Source organism: Paenibacillus sp. FSL K6-2859 (genome assembly GCF_038008265.1).
In the GTDB taxonomy this organism is placed as follows: domain Bacteria; phylum Bacillota; class Bacilli; order Paenibacillales; family Paenibacillaceae; genus Paenibacillus_AQ; species Paenibacillus_AQ nitricinens.
In genome coordinates this window covers 604,650-620,911 of sequence record NZ_JBBOYU010000001.1, presented here as the reverse complement: position 1 = coordinate 620,911, position 16,262 = coordinate 604,650, and the positions used below count along the sequence as shown (strand labels likewise).

Annotated in this window: 18 protein-coding genes and 2 riboswitches; of the genes, 5 read left to right on the top strand and 13 right to left on the bottom strand. The window is 45.5% G+C overall.

The window, feature by feature from the left end:
* Positions 1-95 precede the first annotated feature (95 nt).
* The 4 genes from MHB64_RS02750 to MHB64_RS02735 all read right to left on the bottom strand — a co-directional run bounded on the left by MHB64_RS02750 (position 96) and on the right by MHB64_RS02735 (position 2,380).
* On the bottom strand, positions 96-422 hold the full coding sequence (locus tag MHB64_RS02750; protein ID WP_094877473.1) for a thioredoxin family protein: 327 nt from the start codon (positions 420-422) through the stop codon (positions 96-98).
* Positions 423-460: 38 nt separating this feature from the next.
* Complete coding sequence (locus tag MHB64_RS02745) at positions 461-853, bottom strand: MerR family transcriptional regulator (RefSeq protein ID WP_094877474.1); 393 nt, start codon at positions 851-853, stop codon at positions 461-463.
* A 127-nt stretch (positions 854-980) separates the two neighbouring features.
* Positions 981-1,616: a ThuA domain-containing protein gene (locus MHB64_RS02740; protein WP_094873540.1), complete on the bottom strand. Its 636-nt coding sequence runs from the start codon at positions 1,614-1,616 to the stop codon at positions 981-983.
* Between the two features lie 41 nt (positions 1,617-1,657).
* The gene (locus MHB64_RS02735; protein WP_341133658.1) at positions 1,658-2,380 is read right to left on the bottom strand and encodes an SDR family NAD(P)-dependent oxidoreductase; all 723 of its coding nucleotides are present in this window, start codon (positions 2,378-2,380) and stop codon (positions 1,658-1,660) included.
* 324 nt (positions 2,381-2,704) lie between these two features.
* Between MHB64_RS02735 and ytxJ the strand changes: the two genes are divergently transcribed.
* Together ytxJ and MHB64_RS02725 are read left to right on the top strand one after the other, a co-directional pair.
* Positions 2,705-3,031, top strand: coding sequence for a bacillithiol system redox-active protein YtxJ (gene ytxJ, locus MHB64_RS02730; RefSeq protein ID WP_042123836.1), 327 nt, complete (start codon positions 2,705-2,707; stop codon positions 3,029-3,031).
* A complete protein-coding gene (locus MHB64_RS02725) occupies positions 3,028-3,267 on the top strand; it encodes a glutaredoxin family protein (protein WP_094877477.1) in 240 nt (79 codons plus the stop codon). The genes ytxJ and MHB64_RS02725 overlap by 4 nt, the downstream gene beginning before the upstream one ends.
* Before the next feature lie 202 nt (positions 3,268-3,469).
* Here the strand turns inward: MHB64_RS02725 and MHB64_RS02720 are convergent, their stop codons facing one another.
* The 6 genes from MHB64_RS02720 to MHB64_RS02700 all read right to left on the bottom strand — a co-directional run bounded on the left by MHB64_RS02720 (position 3,470) and on the right by MHB64_RS02700 (position 11,020).
* Positions 3,470-5,794 carry a histidine kinase gene (locus MHB64_RS02720; protein ID WP_341133657.1) on the bottom strand — a complete coding sequence of 775 codons (2,325 nt, stop codon included), beginning with the start codon at positions 5,792-5,794 and terminating at the stop codon, positions 3,470-3,472.
* Between the two features lie 202 nt (positions 5,795-5,996).
* Positions 5,997-6,605: a potassium-transporting ATPase subunit KdpC gene (kdpC, locus tag MHB64_RS02715; RefSeq protein ID WP_094874006.1), complete on the bottom strand. Its 609-nt coding sequence runs from the start codon at positions 6,603-6,605 to the stop codon at positions 5,997-5,999.
* 55 nt (positions 6,606-6,660) lie between these two features.
* Positions 6,661-8,694, bottom strand: a complete 2,034-nt coding sequence (gene kdpB, locus MHB64_RS02710; RefSeq protein WP_341133656.1) for a potassium-transporting ATPase subunit KdpB — start codon at positions 8,692-8,694, stop codon at positions 6,661-6,663.
* A gap of 16 nt (positions 8,695-8,710) precedes the next feature.
* Positions 8,711-10,387 (bottom strand): potassium-transporting ATPase subunit KdpA, encoded by a 1,677-nt coding sequence (gene kdpA, locus MHB64_RS02705; RefSeq protein ID WP_341133655.1) that lies wholly within the window; start codon positions 10,385-10,387, stop codon positions 8,711-8,713.
* A gap of 12 nt (positions 10,388-10,399) precedes the next feature.
* Positions 10,400-10,477, bottom strand: a complete 78-nt coding sequence (kdpF, locus tag MHB64_RS33845) for a K(+)-transporting ATPase subunit F (RefSeq protein ID WP_076285959.1) — start codon at positions 10,475-10,477, stop codon at positions 10,400-10,402.
* A 126-nt stretch (positions 10,478-10,603) separates the two neighbouring features.
* The gene (locus MHB64_RS02700; RefSeq protein ID WP_094873994.1) at positions 10,604-11,020 is read right to left on the bottom strand and encodes a hypothetical protein; all 417 of its coding nucleotides are present in this window, start codon (positions 11,018-11,020) and stop codon (positions 10,604-10,606) included.
* 190 nt (positions 11,021-11,210) lie between these two features.
* Positions 11,211-11,401, bottom strand: a riboswitch (cyclic di-AMP (ydaO/yuaA leader).
* A 422-nt stretch (positions 11,402-11,823) separates the two neighbouring features.
* A riboswitch (cyclic di-AMP (ydaO/yuaA leader) is annotated at positions 11,824-11,989 on the top strand.
* 389 nt (positions 11,990-12,378) lie between these two features.
* Here MHB64_RS02700 and MHB64_RS02695 point away from each other — a divergent pair.
* The 3 genes from MHB64_RS02695 (at position 12,379) to MHB64_RS02685 (ending at position 13,564) form a co-directional block, all read left to right on the top strand.
* Positions 12,379-12,546, top strand: coding sequence for a hypothetical protein (locus MHB64_RS02695; RefSeq protein WP_341133654.1), 168 nt, complete (start codon positions 12,379-12,381; stop codon positions 12,544-12,546).
* A 16-nt stretch (positions 12,547-12,562) separates the two neighbouring features.
* Positions 12,563-13,072, top strand: coding sequence for a hypothetical protein (locus MHB64_RS02690; RefSeq protein WP_094873992.1), 510 nt, complete (start codon positions 12,563-12,565; stop codon positions 13,070-13,072).
* A gap of 132 nt (positions 13,073-13,204) precedes the next feature.
* Positions 13,205-13,564: a hypothetical protein gene (locus MHB64_RS02685; protein WP_341133653.1), complete on the top strand. Its 360-nt coding sequence runs from the start codon at positions 13,205-13,207 to the stop codon at positions 13,562-13,564.
* Positions 13,565-13,850: 286 nt separating this feature from the next.
* Here MHB64_RS02685 and MHB64_RS02680 read toward each other — a convergent pair whose 3' ends face one another.
* From MHB64_RS02680 to MHB64_RS02670, 3 genes are read right to left on the bottom strand one after another with little or no spacing between them, the layout of a single operon-like run.
* Positions 13,851-14,042 carry a hypothetical protein gene (locus MHB64_RS02680; protein WP_094873988.1) on the bottom strand — a complete coding sequence of 64 codons (192 nt, stop codon included), beginning with the start codon at positions 14,040-14,042 and terminating at the stop codon, positions 13,851-13,853.
* A gap of 32 nt (positions 14,043-14,074) precedes the next feature.
* Complete coding sequence (locus tag MHB64_RS02675) at positions 14,075-15,364, bottom strand: ABC transporter permease (protein ID WP_094877486.1); 1,290 nt, start codon at positions 15,362-15,364, stop codon at positions 14,075-14,077.
* Positions 15,357-16,259: an ABC transporter ATP-binding protein gene (locus tag MHB64_RS02670; protein ID WP_341133652.1), complete on the bottom strand. Its 903-nt coding sequence runs from the start codon at positions 16,257-16,259 to the stop codon at positions 15,357-15,359. Before MHB64_RS02670 ends, MHB64_RS02675 begins: the two co-directional genes overlap by 8 nt.
* Between the last annotated feature and the right edge of the window lie 3 nt (positions 16,260-16,262).

The following is a 16,262-nucleotide window of genomic DNA, read 5'->3' as shown; positions in this document are numbered from 1 at the left end:
TCGAGCGTACGCAGGAAAATATCCGGATGTGGCTTATTAACGCCTTCTCAGCTTGAGATCAATATAGCATCAAAATACAACTAAATTCCAATGCCCTATGCTTGAATAACCTTGTTCAATATCCCTTGGTAGGCTGCTATCGGACGTAAGCCAACCAACTTTTCCATTGGTTGCCCATCTTTATATACAATGACTGTAGGCATCCCCATAACACCAGCTTCCCCAGCCAGATCCGGCAGTTCGTCACAATTCACCTTTACGATAGAAACATCATCTCCATATTCTTGATGAAGGTCCTCCAAAAGGGGCAGCAGTACCTTGCAAGGGGGACACCATGGCGCACCGTAATCTACCAACACCGTTCCACCACCGCGTATTTCTGCTCGCACCCAATCAGCGCTATCTGCATTTGAAATAGCCATTTGTCTTTCCTCCTCATAGTTTTCAACTCTAGCAGTACCTACTCCAAACTCTCCAGTGTACATGCCTCTAAACTACACTCGTTCTGCTCTCGCAAGATAGATGCCATTCTTTCTTCCAAATTGTGCTTAATCTGATTCAGTTCTACAAGCTGACGTTCAATCTCTTCAAGTTTACTGTGGTATAGTGGCATCACTTCTGCGCAGAAGGCTTCTTTGTTCTTCAAGACACAATGTAGAAAGCCCGCAATCTGTTCTGTGGACAGACCGAGGTTCAAATATAATTTAATCGTTTCTACCGTCTCCACAGCGAGTGGAGAGTACTCCCGATATCCGTTGGCCTGACGGATCGACGAGATTAATCCTTGACTCTCATAATAACGAATTGACCGGACGCTTACGCCCGTTAATTTAGCAAGCTCACCTATTTTCATATCATTCTCCCCGGGGTTCATGAGAATTGTTCTACCCCAGTATAAACCCTGACACCAATGTCAGAGTCAACAAAAAAATCCAACCGTAGTTATCCCACAGTTGGATTCATTATGATGTTACAACATCCTACAATAATCCTGCCGCCCAAAGCCCGCCTCTACGAATCATTTCGCGGAATGGCTCTACCGAAAATGAAGGTAAATGGTGCCCCGGCATTAAATAAACTACCCGCCCCAGGCCAAATTCATGACACCAAGCCGCTTGTCGCATCGCTCCCTCATGAGGATATTCAGCGAGCACCGTCGTTTCAAAATGAGGATGCATCTCAAAATAATATGGCTCATCTTCAATCACAAATTCTTCAATTCCCTGCATAATGGGATGCTCACGTGCGGGAATGGACATCTGCAGAGAAGTAAACTCTGGATGATGGGTGAAATGTGCGCCCAGCATAACACCAAGCTCCTGATTCCGTTGTAAGGAAATTCCGTTATGTACCACTAGCAGTCCGCCCCCGCCAGCCACATAGGATAGCAAAGCAGCGCTTTGTTCCACCGGGATTTTGTCATCCGAAAATTCGGTGTAGGAGATTACCAGCTTGTGGTCAGACAACGTTTTATTATTAAGAAGCCCGTAATCCTCTGAAGAGAACACCTGAAGATCATTGGCCAGTATTTGCTCAATCTCCCGGTCCACGCCTGCAAAGGGGTGATATTTAACCTCCGCGTAGCTTCCAAGTGCAAGTGCTTTTAGTGTAGACATATGATCAGCGCCTTTCTTCTTATCTTATTTGAGATATCGTACTACCACGGCCAAGAGCTTCCATCCATATCCAGATAGGCCGGTTCCTCGCCCATATATTTTGAATGATTCAATACAAGACCGATAATCTGCTCTGCCGACTTTTCCGGTGTCGTGTCCGCTTGCTCATCCTTCTTACCCTGCATAAAGGTCTGCAGCCAGCCGGGATGGAACACCATCACTTGACCGCCAAGTGTTCTCAGATGATTATGCATCAAGGAGGACTGCATATTTAGTGCTGCCTTCGACATACAATAGCCATACATATTGATACGTTTATTCCGGGCAATACTACCCGCTTCCGAGGAAATATTGACGATTAACTTATCCTCACTTTGTAGCAGCAGTCCCATAAGTGCATTGCTGACTCTTAACGCGCCAAGCGTATTTACATTATATATTTCTGCCATGCCTTCATCATCCAGCTCTACCAGCACAGTAGCATTATCAGCCGAACGGATAATCCCTGCATTATTAATAATAATATCGACATATCCGGTTTTACTTGCTATTACTCTTGCAGCCTGTTTCACACTGTCTTTAATACTGATATCTAGGGGGATAAGCTCCAGTTGATCAGGATATTGCTTTTTAAGCGCTTTCAAATCTTCTGATTCTTTCAAAAACTGTCCTGCAAATACGGAGAACTGTTTGGCCAGCAACGAGCGTACAAGCGACAGTCCGAGCCCCCGGTCTGCTCCAGTTACACATGCAACTCTCTTCATTCTTCTGAACACTCCTATCTCCTAGCGATATGGTTAGGCATGTTGCTTCTGTCCACCTTAGCATGCTGAACTCTTTTTTTCAACGCAATTGGTTTCAGGTATAGCGCCTCTTGTGCAAGCCTTTAAGAATCCTTTTTGTTTTAATTTTGATATATGTTACAATCATGATTACAGGTTGTTAACAACACAATTGTTAGCAAGCAATAACGCCTTCAGCGTCCTTTAGGACGGTAAGCGTTTATGCGAGAAATATAAGGATAGTGTATAACGTGAAGCTTATACTCTCTTATATTTCAAAATAACGATCCCAGGAGGGTGATATCTATGTCTATTCAACAACTCCATACGCTGGAGGATCTTGAGCAATATGTAGCTAAGCCTGGCAAGAAGCTGCTGTTCAAACACAGCACGACCTGCCCGATTAGTGCTAAAGCTAATGAAGAGTTTCAGGCTTATCTGAAGGATGCGGATACTGCCGCTGCAGTGGTCTTAGTCATCGAGGATCGTCCCGTTTCCAATCAAATTGCTGAGGATTTTGGCATCAAACATGAATCTCCACAACTCTTCCTGCTTGAGGACAATGAGGTTCGCTGGAACACTTCCCACTGGAAAATCACAAGAGATGCAATCAAAGAGGCTGTGAACCAATGAGTGAGCCAGTGATTGTCTATTCAACCGCAGGGTGCAGTGACTGTAATTTGGTTAAAACCTATCTTACGGAGCAGGGTATCCCTTTTGAAGTAAGAGATGTTATGACCAGCACAGTCTATCAAGAGGAAGTTGAGAAGCTTGGATTCATGGGCGTTCCTGTCACTGTAGCAGGGGATCAAGCGATCAAGGGATTTAATCTTCCTGCGCTCAAAGCACTCATCGGAGCTGCCCAATAATTCAGCCATTAAACTATTCAGTACATGATGTAATTCATAGCTGTAAAAAAAGGGTATCCTCATAGCCAATCGGCTTGAAGGTACCCTTTTTCAAAATATAAGAATCTATAATTTTCACGCTATACATTATCCTTATATTTCTCGCATAAACGCTTACCGTCCTTTAGGGACGGCGAAGGCGTTTTTATTTGTTAGTCTTAGTCTATGCTTCCACACGTATGAGATCTGCCACGACCAGCACATCCACGTTTCTGGCAGAACGCAGAATCTGCTTGGTAACATCGCCGTGAATACTTTTTCGCAGCCAGGAGCGTTGTGATTGACCGATAATAATCTGAGTGCTCTGCAAAGCTTGGGATCTTTCAAGCAGCAAGGACGCCACTCGGGCAGGAAGCGCGCTCTCAATCATCTTAAACGTCCCACCCAGTCGTTCCGTCAATTCCTTTAAATCAGTTATTCGTTTATCATAAACGGGTCCATGCTGTTTAAATTCCTGCACATACGTAACATACCAGCAAGCTTTTAGACGATATGCGATTCGAAAACCACGCCGAATTAAGCGCTCCGCATGATCCCCCAAGGTGATACACACATAAATGACTTCCTCACGCCGCCAAGGCCCCCGTAACGAACCGACACGTTCCCAGGATTCCAGCCGCTCATCCACATCGTCAGCAATTTCCCGCAACGCCAGCTCCCGAAGGGCGATCAAATTCCCGATTTTGAAAAAAGCCCCCAGCGCCTGATCCACCTTGGCCATGGCATATATTTTCCCGTCCTTCATTCGTTCTTGAAGCGTCTTGGGTGATACATCAATAAGTTCTACCTCGTTAGCCCGCTGTAGAATGCTGTCCGGAAAGGTCTCTCTTACTCTAACTCCTGTAATTTGCTCTACGGCGTCATTCAGGCTTTCTAAATGCTGCACATTCACAGTAGAGATCACAGATATTCCCGCATCGAGCAGCTCCATAACATCCATATACCGTTTCTTATGTTTGCTGCCTGGCATATTGGTATGGGCGAGTTCATCCACTAGGACGACTTCTGGATTACGCTGTATGATAGCTGCCGTATCCATCTCCTCAAGGACAGTCCCTCGGTACTCTATACGTAGACGTGGTAGGATCTCCAGATCACCGATTTGTTCAAGGGTTTCTTGGCGGCCATGCGTTTCAAGAAGTCCGATCACAACATCAATCCCTCTCTTCAAGAGATCGTTCCCTTCACGCAGCATCTTGTAAGTCTTGCCCACACCGGGAGCAGCCCCAATGTATACCTTAAAGGTTCCTCCGTGAATCGCATCGATTTGATCCTTTACTTCCTGACTGCTTAATCTGTGATAGGCATCCGCTTTCCGTTCATTACGACGCTGCCGGGTTGGAAGTACACGTTCTCCCTCTCGGTCTGCGCGATCCGCCACGAAGAACACATCCACACCTCTGATTTGCTTCAGTAACGAATTGGCGATCGAACCTTTCCATAACTCCTGCCAAGCGGTCTGCTTGGAGTGTCCCATAACAATCCGGGTAATGTTGTGCCGGGTTGCGTATTTTACCAACAGATGAGGGATCTCCCTTTTCGAGCGAAAAGTTATCTCTTCCATAGAGGCACCAATCTTCTCAGTCAGCTTCCAGAGGGAGCGCTTAAAGGTAGCTGCTTCTTTAGAAAGGGTGAGGCCCTGCTTCGAGAATGACACCACTGAAAGATCCCCATTTAACCGCTTGGCAATCTGCTGTCCACGGCGGATATGGATCGAGCCATTCCAATAATACTGTGCCGATACCAACACCTTTTCTGCGATCCCCGAAGCTCCCAGCAGCCCCTGTTCTTCTCTGTGTTTCTCCAGTGAATCATTAACATCTTCAGCAACCATTCTAAGTGCCAGTTCCCGCAGCTTGCTTATATTCCCCTTGTTAAAAAGCGATCTTTGCTGATGTTTACTTAAATGGCCGTCGGACAAGCGCTGAAGTATCTTCTCCGGCGTCACATCAATTAGAACGATATCATCAGCAAGGGTAAGCACCTCAGCAGGAAGGGAATGCTCTACCTCAATTCCGGTCCATTTCCGCACTAAATCCGCAGCACCCTCCAGTTCGTATACGTTTACAGTTGTGATAACACTTATCCCATTGCTCATTAAGTATTTGATATCGTCCAGTCTTCCAGATCTTTCCGCACCCTCGCGATTCTGGTGGGCCAGGCCATCGGTCAGCACAACCTCAGGATTACGAGCCACAATAGCTTCCACATCAAGATCCTTCTTCTCGAACTCCTTCTGGAACCAATGAATACTTGGAATCCGTTCCAAATCGCCCAGCTGATCCTTAGTTTCTGGGCTTTGATTCGTTGAAACTGCACAGATCACGACATCAATTCCCTGCGCTTTAAGTGCCTGGCCCTCACGCAGCATCTGATACGTCTTGCCCGAACCACTAACTGGTCCTATATAGATCTTAAGACGTCCCCGATGCAGCTCATAGATAGAGAGCAGCAGTTCCTCCGGCGTCTTCCTACGGTATGTTCCCATCCAGACCACTCCTTAATAACCCCGATCATGCATGTACTCTTCTGTTCCAAGAAGAAACGACGTTGTCGTCCTTCAAAGATGACAGCCGTTTCTCGTAGAAATATAAGGATGATGTATAATGTGAAACTTACACTTTCTTATATTTTAGAAAGCAAGATATCCCTGCCCGATTCTAGTAATCTGGCAGGGACATTTGCTATATTTATTGGTTCGATAGTTTCAGAAGCTCCATGTTCAGCTTCAACACATTTACCCTTTCTTCACCGAACAGCCCCAAGTCACGACGCTCGGTATGCTTATTCACAAGCTCTTCCAGCTGTGACGCAGGAATACCGGTTAAATGGCTAATCCGAGGAATCTGCACGATGGCCGAACCAGGTGTGATATGCGGATCAAGCCCTGAACCTGAGTTGGTGACCAAATCGACTGGCAATTTGTTCACGGGCACATCCGGGTTATCAAGCTGCCACTGTGTAATAAAGTCCTTTGTCCGCTGCAGCATATCCGGATTGGATGGACCGTAGTTATTGGAACCTGAAGCTTCTGCCTTATACTCAATGCTGGACACACGACCCTGGAATAAAGCTGGGTTCGTAAAGTTCTGCCCAATGAGTTCTGAGCCTACCACTACTCCAGCATCATTCTTAAGCAAGCTACCGTTCGCTTGCGAAGGCATCAGAACCTGGGCAAGCGCTGTAGTTGTCAGAGGATAGATCACTCCGCAGAGAACAATAAATACTAAACTAATTCGTACAATAATAAAGAAATAAGCACCTTTCGATGATGACAACTGCTCTTCAGTGTCCTCCATGGCGTTTCTGTTATTCACGATGCTCTCACCCTTTCAGTGATTAGTCAACACGTCATTAAATCCATACACTTACGATCATATCAATGAGCTTGATGCCCGCAAAAGGAACAACTACTCCGCCTAGCCCATAGATAAAAATATTGCGTCCCAGAAGCTTCGTAGAGCTCATAGCTTTATAGGACACACCCTTCATCGCCAGCGGGATGAGCAGGGGAATAATAATTGCATTAAATATTAAGGCGGATATTATTGCTGAGCTTGGCGAGCCTAGTCCCATTACATTCAGGGCTTCCATCTCCGGAATGGCGAGCATGAACATTGCGGGAATAATGGCGAAATACTTCGCGATATCATTCGCGATACTAAAGGTTGTCAACGCTCCCCGTGTCATCAGCAGCTGTTTACCAATCGCTACGACCTCTATAATCTTCGAAGGGTCAGAATCCAAATCGACCATATTTGCCGCTTCCTTAGCGGCTGTCGTACCGCTGTTCATGGCTAAGCCCACATCGGCTTGTGCAAGAGCAGGGGCATCATTGGTACCATCCCCGGTCATCGCAACCAACTTGCCCTCGTTCTGCTCACGGCGAATGACTGCTATTTTATCTTCAGGTGTACTTTCCGCGATGAAATCATCTACACCCGCTTCACGGGCAATGGTAGCTGCGGTCAGCGGATTGTCGCCCGTACACATGATGGTCTTAATCCCCATCCTCCGCAGTTCATCAAACCGCTCTTTCATGCCTGGCTTAACGGTATCCTTCAAGTAGATTAATCCATAGATCCGATGGTCTACCGCAACCGCTAATGGGGTCCCCCCCATTCGAGCGATGGCATCAGAATTACTGTCTAGGTTCGCAGGAATGACTCCACCTTTCGACTGTACCCATTTTTTCATGGAGTCCACCGCACCTTTACGTACACAGCGTCCATCTTGCAGATCAATACCACTCATCCGAGTTTCTGCCTTGAACTCTACGAATTCGCCACCTTCAGCAAGCTTGCTGTCATAGCTGCGTTCCAGCTTCTTGGCCAGCTCAATCACAGAACGTCCCTCAGGCGTCTCATCCTTTAGGGAACTGATAGCCGCCCATGCCGTAAGCTCCGCTTCGGATTCATTTCCGACAGGTACAAATTCACTCGCCATCCGGTTCCCAAAGGTAATCGTACCGGTCTTATCTAGGATCATCGTATTAATATCGCCAGCAGCCTCAACGGCCTTACCCGACATCGCGAGTACATTAAACTGGGTCACCCGGTCCATACCCGCTATTCCGATTGCGGAGAGTAGTCCACCGATTGTAGTCGGAATCAGACAGACCAACAAAGCGATCATGACCGGAATGTCTAGATCAACACCAAGATAAGTCGCAATTGGCCGCAAGGTCACTACTACAATCAGGAAAATCAGCGTCAAACTGATCAAAAGCGTATTTAGTGCGATTTCATTCGGTGTCTTCTGACGTTTCGCCCCTTCAACAAGGGAGATCATTCGATCTAGAAACGACTCACCAGGATCACTTGTAATTCTAACTTTAATCTCATCACTGACGACCCGTGTACCACCTGTAACGGATCCAAAGTCCCCACCAGCCTCCTTGATTACAGGTGCAGATTCACCTGTAATCGCTGATTCATCTACAGAAGCCAGTCCTTCAATCACTTCACCGTCACCAGGGATAAGTTCTCCCTGACTGACAATGACGATATCCCCTTTACGCAGCTCGGAGGAAGATACGGTCTTCACTGACCCTCCAACCAGTTTGTTAGCTGTGATATCTTGTTTTGTTTTTTTAAGCGAATCGGCTTGGGCTTTACCCCGGCCTTCCGCCAATGCTTCAGCGAAGTTCGCAAATAGCACTGTGAATAGCAGAATGAACAACACGGTGATATTGAAGCCTATCGATTGCTCTGCATTAAAATATCCAGGAGCCAGCACCATGAGGAGCACAATGATCGTACCGACCTCTACCACGAACATGACTGGATTTTTGATTAACGTTACTGGGTTAAGCTTTATAAAACTATCCTTTACAGCGCTTAGGAGTATGGGTCCCGTCAGCAGCTTTTTTCTTTTTACAGTACTCATCTTATTCTCCTTCTTCCTACCGTAAGGTTAGATATTCTGCAATAGGGCCGAGTACGATGACCGGCAAGAACGTCAGCGCTCCGATAATCACTACCGTACCAATCAGAATTCCAGTGAACAGACCATTGTCTGTGCGGAATGTGCCAATTGTCTCCGGAACTGGCTTCTTCTGAAGCAGAGAACCTGCGACTGCCAGCATTGCGATTATAGAGACATAACGACCTAGCAGCATAACAATCCCGGTTGTAACATTCCAAAAGGTGGTGTTGTCCGCAAGTCCTTCAAAGCCTGAACCATTGTTCGCGGCAGAAGAGACATATTCATATAACACTTGGCTAAGCCCATGGAATCCAGAATTCGTGATGGCCCCTTGGCCCAAATCGGTTAGAAACGCACCTGCTGTCGGCACAAGGATAATGAACGGATGGACAAGGATCGCAATAGCAATTAGCTTCATCTCCTTGGCCTCTATCTTCCGTCCGAGAAACTCCGGTGTTCTACCAACCATTAATCCACATAGGAAGACCCCCATGATGGCATACATCAGCATATTAATTAGTCCGACACCTTTCCCACCGAAGACATTATTGAGCATCATCAGTGCCAGAGGCGTAATCCCTCCCAGCGGTGTCAGCGTATCATGCATATTGTTAACACTACCTGTCGTAGCTGCCGTTGTTACTGAAGTAAACAGTGAAGATTGCGGGATACCAAAGCGTACCTCTTTCCCTTCCATGCTACCTTGTGAAGATTCGATTCCAAGTGCATTGATCGCCGGGTTACCCTTGGATTCAGCATAAAAGTTCAGGCTTAGCAAAAGTACGAACAAGGTCATCATCGCGGTAAAAATCACCCAGCCCTGACGTTTGTTCTTCGCAAACAATCCGTACATATAAGGGAGCGAAGCTGGCATCATCCACATGGAGAGAATCTCCAGAACGTTCGTAAGTGGATTAGGGTTCTCAAAAGGATGCGACGAATTAGCCCCGAAGAAGCCGCCCCCGTTCGTGCCCAAATGTTTGATCGATTCCAAAGAAGCGACTGGCCCGATAGCAATTTGTTGGGTTTGCCCTTCCAGAGTAGTGACCTCAAGCGAAGGCTTTAGCGTTTGCGGCACATGCAAGCCTACCAGCACCAATGAAACTAACAAAGCTAGTGGAATGAACACACGAATATGTGCTTTGACGAAATCCTCGAAGAAGTTCCCGACTGATTTCTGGCCTGTGATCCCTCTGACAAAAGCAACCGCAACAGAAAATCCGCTCGCTGCAGACGTGAACATCATCATCGTGATGACAGCCATTTGTGAAAAATACGAAAGCCCCGTCTCCCCGCTATAATGCTGCAGGTTCGTATTGGTCATAAAGCTGATCACCGTATTGAATGAAAGCGTCTGTTCCATATCTGCAATTCCATTCGGATTTAGCGGCAGTCCCCGCTGTAATCTAAGAAAAATATAACTGAAAGTTACCAGTACGATATTCGTTAAAACAAAGGTGAGCGCATATTTCTTCCAGGACATTCCGTCCTTTTTTTTCAGGCCGATCAGCTTAAAAATCCCTTTTTCTATACCTCCAAACCAGCGATCCGTACGGTTCGGTTCATTAGAAAATACATAATATAAATACGTGCCCATCGGCTTAACCAGCAAGATGAGAATTACGATTACAAGAGCGATTTGCAAAATGCCCATGAATGCCCCTCCTTAAAATTTCTCCGGATGAATCAATGCGTAAACCAGATATACAAACAGTAATAGGGTAACAGCGATTACTAGAATCACAGCTTATCCCTCCCTGTATCCTCAACTACACCTGCGCACCAGCGCATAAATCCATAAAACAACCCGTAAATCACAGCTAGCGTAGCCACCATATACAGATCCATCATATTTCCCGCACTCCTTCTTTTATCCTTGATGAGGTGATCTGTCGACCAGAAAATCAGCATCACCACTGTGGGAATAGATTACATAACTTGCGCCAAGTCTTTTATAGACCAATCTAGGATTTATTGAGCTTGTGATTACAAAAATCGGCTGTGTCGTCCAAGTGCGGCACATCTGAATATAGCGGCAGCATAACGTAAAGCTGCTCTCGAACAGATATACCCGGCCTACCGGGAACGGCGGGCGAAACCAAGTATTCTGATGGCGGGTATCTACTAGAACAACTTGCTCAATCCCCATCTCTTCAAGTAGGGACTTCTCAGGCAAGTTGTTGGTCAATCCGGCCATCTTAATGCCTCTGAATTTTAGAAGCTTAATAAAATGTTCTCCTGCCTTCGTTGGCGCACATACCAGTACATATTCATTCTGATCTGTCATCTCTTATTCTCCTCAAATGCTTTGCTTGTAAGATCAGAGCTTGATCACCCTGGTCTTGAAAGAAAAGCTACCGCTAATGATGAATATAACGACCTCTTCGTGAGGTTTTCCATAAATGCTTTGCTAAAAACAGCACAGCAAAAAGCCACAAAGGATTCTCCTCTGTGGCTCGCTAGCGGTCACATTGCACTCATCCTCTCTCCATACGCTTACGAGGTTAGCTGTCGGATTCGGGCGGTGAGAGTCGCCCTACCTGTAGAGGATGCGAGCACACTCGCATCCTCTACAGGATTCACCCCATAACCGGCTTCCGACTCTCACATCGTCTGCCGATTGTTGGTTCCCCCGCTTTCCTTAACGGAAATTAAGCGGATCAAATATTCGATTGTTGTGTTGAAACAGGAGTAATCATACCCTTATGCAGGAAGTATTGTAAAACCTGATTGATGCCAAAATAATGCAAATTAAAAACTATTTTCGTATTGGATAGCGCTTACTTGATATCCAATCTCTCTATATCTCTTGTTTACTCGAATTTGAATCGATTAGCGAAATACGGGCATACCACGTGATTTTACTCACCACAATTGGAGGAATCCCCAAAAATCGCCTTTATAGGAAAGGAAACAAGAAAGCGAGATTAAGCGAGGAAGAAGCCCGATAACGCGCAATAAATACCTATTTGGATCCTTTTTTCGTCGTAGTCGGCAGGATATGGATAAAATTGCGCTCAAAAGAACACTTTCTGTTTTTACAGAAACACCTTGAAAAGAGTATGATTCGGGTTGAATCTATTTCACGAAATACATTCAACGCTGAGTTCCTGCTTTTGCAGGGAACGGGGGAACCATCAGGCCACATGGCCTACTTGGGGTGAATCCGAAGGAGACTGTTCAAGTCTCACATAGGTAGGGCGACTCTCACCGTCCGAATCCGGCAGCTAACCTCGTAAGCGTAAAGAGAGAGACCCTTGATCCGCCACGCTTTGGCACAGGTGTGTATATACCTGTATTCCAAAACCGCAGCAGAGGTCCTCCTCTTGCTGCGGTTTTTGCGTTACCTGATTCTATAGGGTAATAGCATGCTGGACGGGGTGAAAGGAATGAAACACTATTATTGGGGAACTCAGTAAGGGCTACTTGAGCCAAAAAGTCTAAATTATGTTTACTTTGGAGTTCACTTCGCCATTTCAACAGCCTATCTACCTGTGAATACTGTTTGGATCGAACGATTATATACGAAATATATAAAAACATCCGAGAAAAGCAACAGCTGAGGATTGGTCAGCACACCAACGTTTTCCGTGTCTCACCGCTTTTAAGGAACCGTGAAAAGATGTTGAAGTCGGTTGGTACGCAATGAGATCCCGCAACAACCTTCCCTTACATTTATCCGTTATACGCAAACAGAGATTCTTACTATGGCTGGAGCATGCCGCAGTCTGTGAGTATGAAGCTGAAATGCTCGCCTGTATAGAGAAGGCTAACGTAATTCACCATGTAGATCTAAAGCTTTTGGAAACCTAAGGAGGAGAAAACCGTCATGGACCAGCGAAGACTATCTCGCATAGAAGTATTTGTCTTTGATTCACCTGAGCCTATTCACTATGGAATGGAGGCTCATCAAGGCAGCCGGTATGGCATCCTGAAACTTACCTGTAAAGGAGGTAGCAGCTGGGGGGCATGTCTTATCTCTGCCAATACCCAAACCTTCGACCTTATTAAATGGAGTTCTTTTCTCAGAATGATATACCATTGCCGGCTTGAGGAAGCGATAGATAAAGTACGTACCCATGGTTCAGAGTGGGATCAGACTCAGTTTGAGCTAGTGCAAGGTGCTTTACAGGATTTAAAAGCCAAGCTGCAGGGTAAATCCTTGGCAGGGCACATTGAGCAAGGTCGTCTGTACAGAGCTGTTGCTGGTGGGAGAGATTCCAGAGGAGGGCGGCTATATTATAAACCATCCAGTGTTGCGCTTCAAAAACATAGTTATCCAGAACCTGATACCGCCGAGCTTATCAACAAATCCATTTCTTACTTTTCTATATTATAGGTTCATCCCATAACCCATTCTGAAAGGATCGTGTTTATTATGCCTGACCCCTTACCTGCTGAATCACCCCGTGGAGCTATATTTGCAGCGTGTGTTCAAAAGTGTACGAATGATATCTATGCGCTCAGTTCTATGTTGTTACAACAATCAGCAGAAGCCGAGAAGGTTACTATCCGTACTTTTAAAGAGCTTCATAAAATATTCCGTCAAAAAAGCTTCGACAGCCAGCTATTCTCTATCGAAGCTTACCGCTCTTGTATTCGACAATGCGCTGATTATTACACGCGCCGGTCTCTCCTATCTGCCAAGGCATTGCCTTGGGAGGAACAGCTTGTAAAAACGATGTGGTATGGCCTAAAGCTATCTTTACCTCAAATAAGCATCATCCTGCAAAAGAGTGTTCCTGTACTAAAAGCGCAGCTTAGACATGTGCGGGAGCAACTGACTGTTCAAGAGGATTTACTGCCTAGTGGTAATCTATCCGTTGTGTAGCCCTAATGGGAAAAGACATTTGGTAAGTTTGCGAACTTCATGGACCTTATTGGATCAAAAACACCAACTAACCCCCCATCCATATCGAACAGCTGCACTGGAGTCCGCAACTATCTTCCAAAGGCGGTTTACTCGCAAATAACGCCTGCTGAGTCCGGATGAAGCTAAGATTAGATCTACTCCTTCATAATGAATATCAACAAAGGAGAAGCCGCAGCTACATAACTTTTACGATATGTATACAAAAAAGCCACGGCATCTGCCGCGGCTTCCTTATTTCCTACTATTACGCTTTGCTCTTACGCGCCTTACCGTACATCCACAATCCTGCAACCATCCCTACCATGGCGATACCAGTTAATACACCTTGAGTGAAATCCATTAAAATGGATCCATCTGTCGGGAGCATTCTACTAACCATAGCTAGAGATACCGAACTCATTAAAAGCATCATATTATTTTGTTCACTTTTAGTCATGATTACCACTCCTTAAAAGTTATTTAAGCCACTTAGATCTTGTAAGCCTTCATCGCTTTTCTGATCTCTTTAATACTTGGACGTTTACCGTACATCAATACGCCCGTGCGATAAATCTTGGCAGCCAACCATCCAAAGATGAACGTGGTAACAAGCAGGATGGCTAATGACACAATAACTTGCCAAATCGCTACTTCACCGACACCAATTCTGAGCAGCATGGTCAATGGAGAGGTGAACGGCACATAACTCGCTACCTTAACCAGCAGAGTATCCGCATTGGAGATACTGAATAGTGGAACATAGAATGCTACGAAGCCTAACATCATAATCGGCATAACCGCTTGGCCAAGATCCTCTGTACGGCTGACAATTGAACCTACAGCTGCATACATCAAGGCATAGAGGAAATAACCCAGTACATAAAGAACAATCCCATAAAGCAACAAGTTAATATTAAGCTGGCCTAAATCCAGGTCTAAATCTTTTAAAATCGTTGCATTATGCGGAAGCTTAAGATTGACGACTACCGCTGCGATAATGACGCCAATTTGTAATAATCCTACTAAGAACACTCCGATAACTTTACCGAACATTTGCGCTAACGGTGAGGCACTAGTAATCAGAATCTCCATGATCCGTGAGCTCTTCTCCGAAGTAATCTCAGCTGCGATCATATTACCAGTCATCATGATAGACATGAAGAACAGCATAAGCATGGCGTATACAATAACGTAATTAATAGCTGGAGCGGATTCCTGCGACGCATCTTTATCTCCCGCAGTCCCATCAGGGTTGAGCTGCTGAGTAGCTATCTGTACCGGTGTTGACATAGCAGCAATCTGCTCCTGTGTCAGCTTGTCGCCAACAACGAACTGGGTGTTGGCCTGCTGAAGGGCATTTTGGAGATAGATTTGTACATCGCCCTTCAATTCACCACTTTCACTATAATAAGTAACGGGTGGAAGTCCTTCACCAGTCGATTCTGCAAAAGTAACATACCCCTCTACAGTCCCTTCATCTAAAGCTTTCTTTAGCTCCGCATCATCGGCAGAAGTATATTGCACAACTTTCGCCTGCGGCATTCCTTCAGGTGAAGTATATGCCTTCAACAACTCTGCAGCCTGATTTCCATCTTCCGCGATCACAGCAATTTGAGTCTCTGCGTTTGTTTTAGAATCACCCTTAAACTGATCGATGATATACGGAAGATTCATCCCGATGCTGAGCAGCAACACTAGAATTAACGTAGTAATCATGAATGATTTCGTTCTTACTTTATTTTTAAAGGTAAAGCCAATAATTGTCCCCATCTTATTCATGAGATTCACCCACCGCTCTGATAAAGATTTGATTTAACGTTGGTTCCTTAATTTCAAAATGCTCCACTTCACCCTGCGCCATCGCCTGCTGTAGGATACGTTGTGCTGCGCCGATCCCACTGATTGACAGCAGATAACCTCTCTCCTGTCGCTGTACTGCTGTTACACCTGCAATTGATTCTAGACCGGTCACTTCGTTATCCGTACGCAACAATACTTGTTCACGAGGATACCCACTCTTAATCGTACGAATATCGCCCTGCACGACAGTATTGGAACGATCCAAAATCGTAATATTACGGCAAAGCTCTTCAACATGCTCCATCCGGTGAGTAGAGAATAAGATACTTGTTCCTTGATCACGCAATTCTTTTACCGTATCTTTCAGTAGTTCCACGTTAACAGGGTCCAAACCACTGAAGGCTTCATCAAGGATCAGAATTTGCGGCTTATGAACAACTGCGGCGATAAAGCCCATTTTCTGCTGATTCCCTTTGGAGAGCTCTTCAATCTTCTTATTGTAATAATCCGGAACCTCAAACCGATCAAGCCAGTAGCGAAGGCTCTTATCTGCATCACTAGCCGACATCCCGCGCAGACGTGCCAAGTAGACGATTTGATCGCTTACCTTTACCTTTGGATATAATCCTCTTTCTTCGGGCAGATAGCCCATGATTTGCTGGAGTTCGCTGTTATAAGGCTTTCCATTATATAAAATATTCCCGCCATCAGGGTAAATTAGGCCAAGCACCATACGCATTGTGGTTGTTTTTCCAGCACCATTTGCCCCCAGTAATCCGTAAATTTCCCCCTTGCCTACCGTTAAATTAATTCCGTTTACAGCGGTTTTTTCTCCATATTGCTTCATTACACTTTCCAGCTTTAAGGCTTCCATTTC

Bases quoted from the DNA above. Each gene is read 5' to 3' on its own strand.
- MHB64_RS02750 (WP_094877473.1), bottom strand. From the start codon at position 422: ATGGCTATTTCAAATGCAGATAGCGCTGATTGGGTGCGAGCAGAAATA.
- MHB64_RS02745 (WP_094877474.1), bottom strand. From the start codon at position 853: ATGAAAATAGGTGAGCTTGCTAAATTAACGGGCGTAAGCGTCCGGTCA.
- MHB64_RS02740 (WP_094873540.1), bottom strand. From the start codon at position 1,616: ATGTCTACACTAAAAGCACTTGCACTTGGAAGCTACGCGGAGGTTAAA.
- MHB64_RS02735 (WP_341133658.1), bottom strand. From the start codon at position 2,380: ATGAAGAGAGTTGCATGTGTAACTGGAGCAGACCGGGGGCTCGGACTG.
- ytxJ (WP_042123836.1), top strand. From the start codon at position 2,705: ATGTCTATTCAACAACTCCATACGCTGGAGGATCTTGAGCAATATGTA.
- MHB64_RS02725 (WP_094877477.1), top strand. From the start codon at position 3,028: ATGAGTGAGCCAGTGATTGTCTATTCAACCGCAGGGTGCAGTGACTGT.
- MHB64_RS02720 (WP_341133657.1), bottom strand. From the start codon at position 5,794: ATGGGAACATACCGTAGGAAGACGCCGGAGGAACTGCTGCTCTCTATC.
- kdpC (WP_094874006.1), bottom strand. From the start codon at position 6,605: ATGGAGGACACTGAAGAGCAGTTGTCATCATCGAAAGGTGCTTATTTC.
- kdpB (WP_341133656.1), bottom strand. From the start codon at position 8,694: ATGAGTACTGTAAAAAGAAAAAAGCTGCTGACGGGACCCATACTCCTA.
- kdpA (WP_341133655.1), bottom strand. From the start codon at position 10,387: ATGGGCATTTTGCAAATCGCTCTTGTAATCGTAATTCTCATCTTGCTG.
- MHB64_RS02700 (WP_094873994.1), bottom strand. From the start codon at position 11,020: ATGACAGATCAGAATGAATATGTACTGGTATGTGCGCCAACGAAGGCA.
- MHB64_RS02695 (WP_341133654.1), top strand. From the start codon at position 12,379: ATGAGATCCCGCAACAACCTTCCCTTACATTTATCCGTTATACGCAAA.
- MHB64_RS02690 (WP_094873992.1), top strand. From the start codon at position 12,563: ATGGACCAGCGAAGACTATCTCGCATAGAAGTATTTGTCTTTGATTCA.
- MHB64_RS02685 (WP_341133653.1), top strand. From the start codon at position 13,205: ATGTTGTTACAACAATCAGCAGAAGCCGAGAAGGTTACTATCCGTACT.
- MHB64_RS02680 (WP_094873988.1), bottom strand. From the start codon at position 14,042: ATGACTAAAAGTGAACAAAATAATATGATGCTTTTAATGAGTTCGGTA.
- MHB64_RS02675 (WP_094877486.1), bottom strand. From the start codon at position 15,364: ATGAATAAGATGGGGACAATTATTGGCTTTACCTTTAAAAATAAAGTA.
- MHB64_RS02670 (WP_341133652.1), bottom strand. From the start codon at position 16,259: ATGGAAGCCTTAAAGCTGGAAAGTGTAATGAAGCAATATGGAGAAAAA.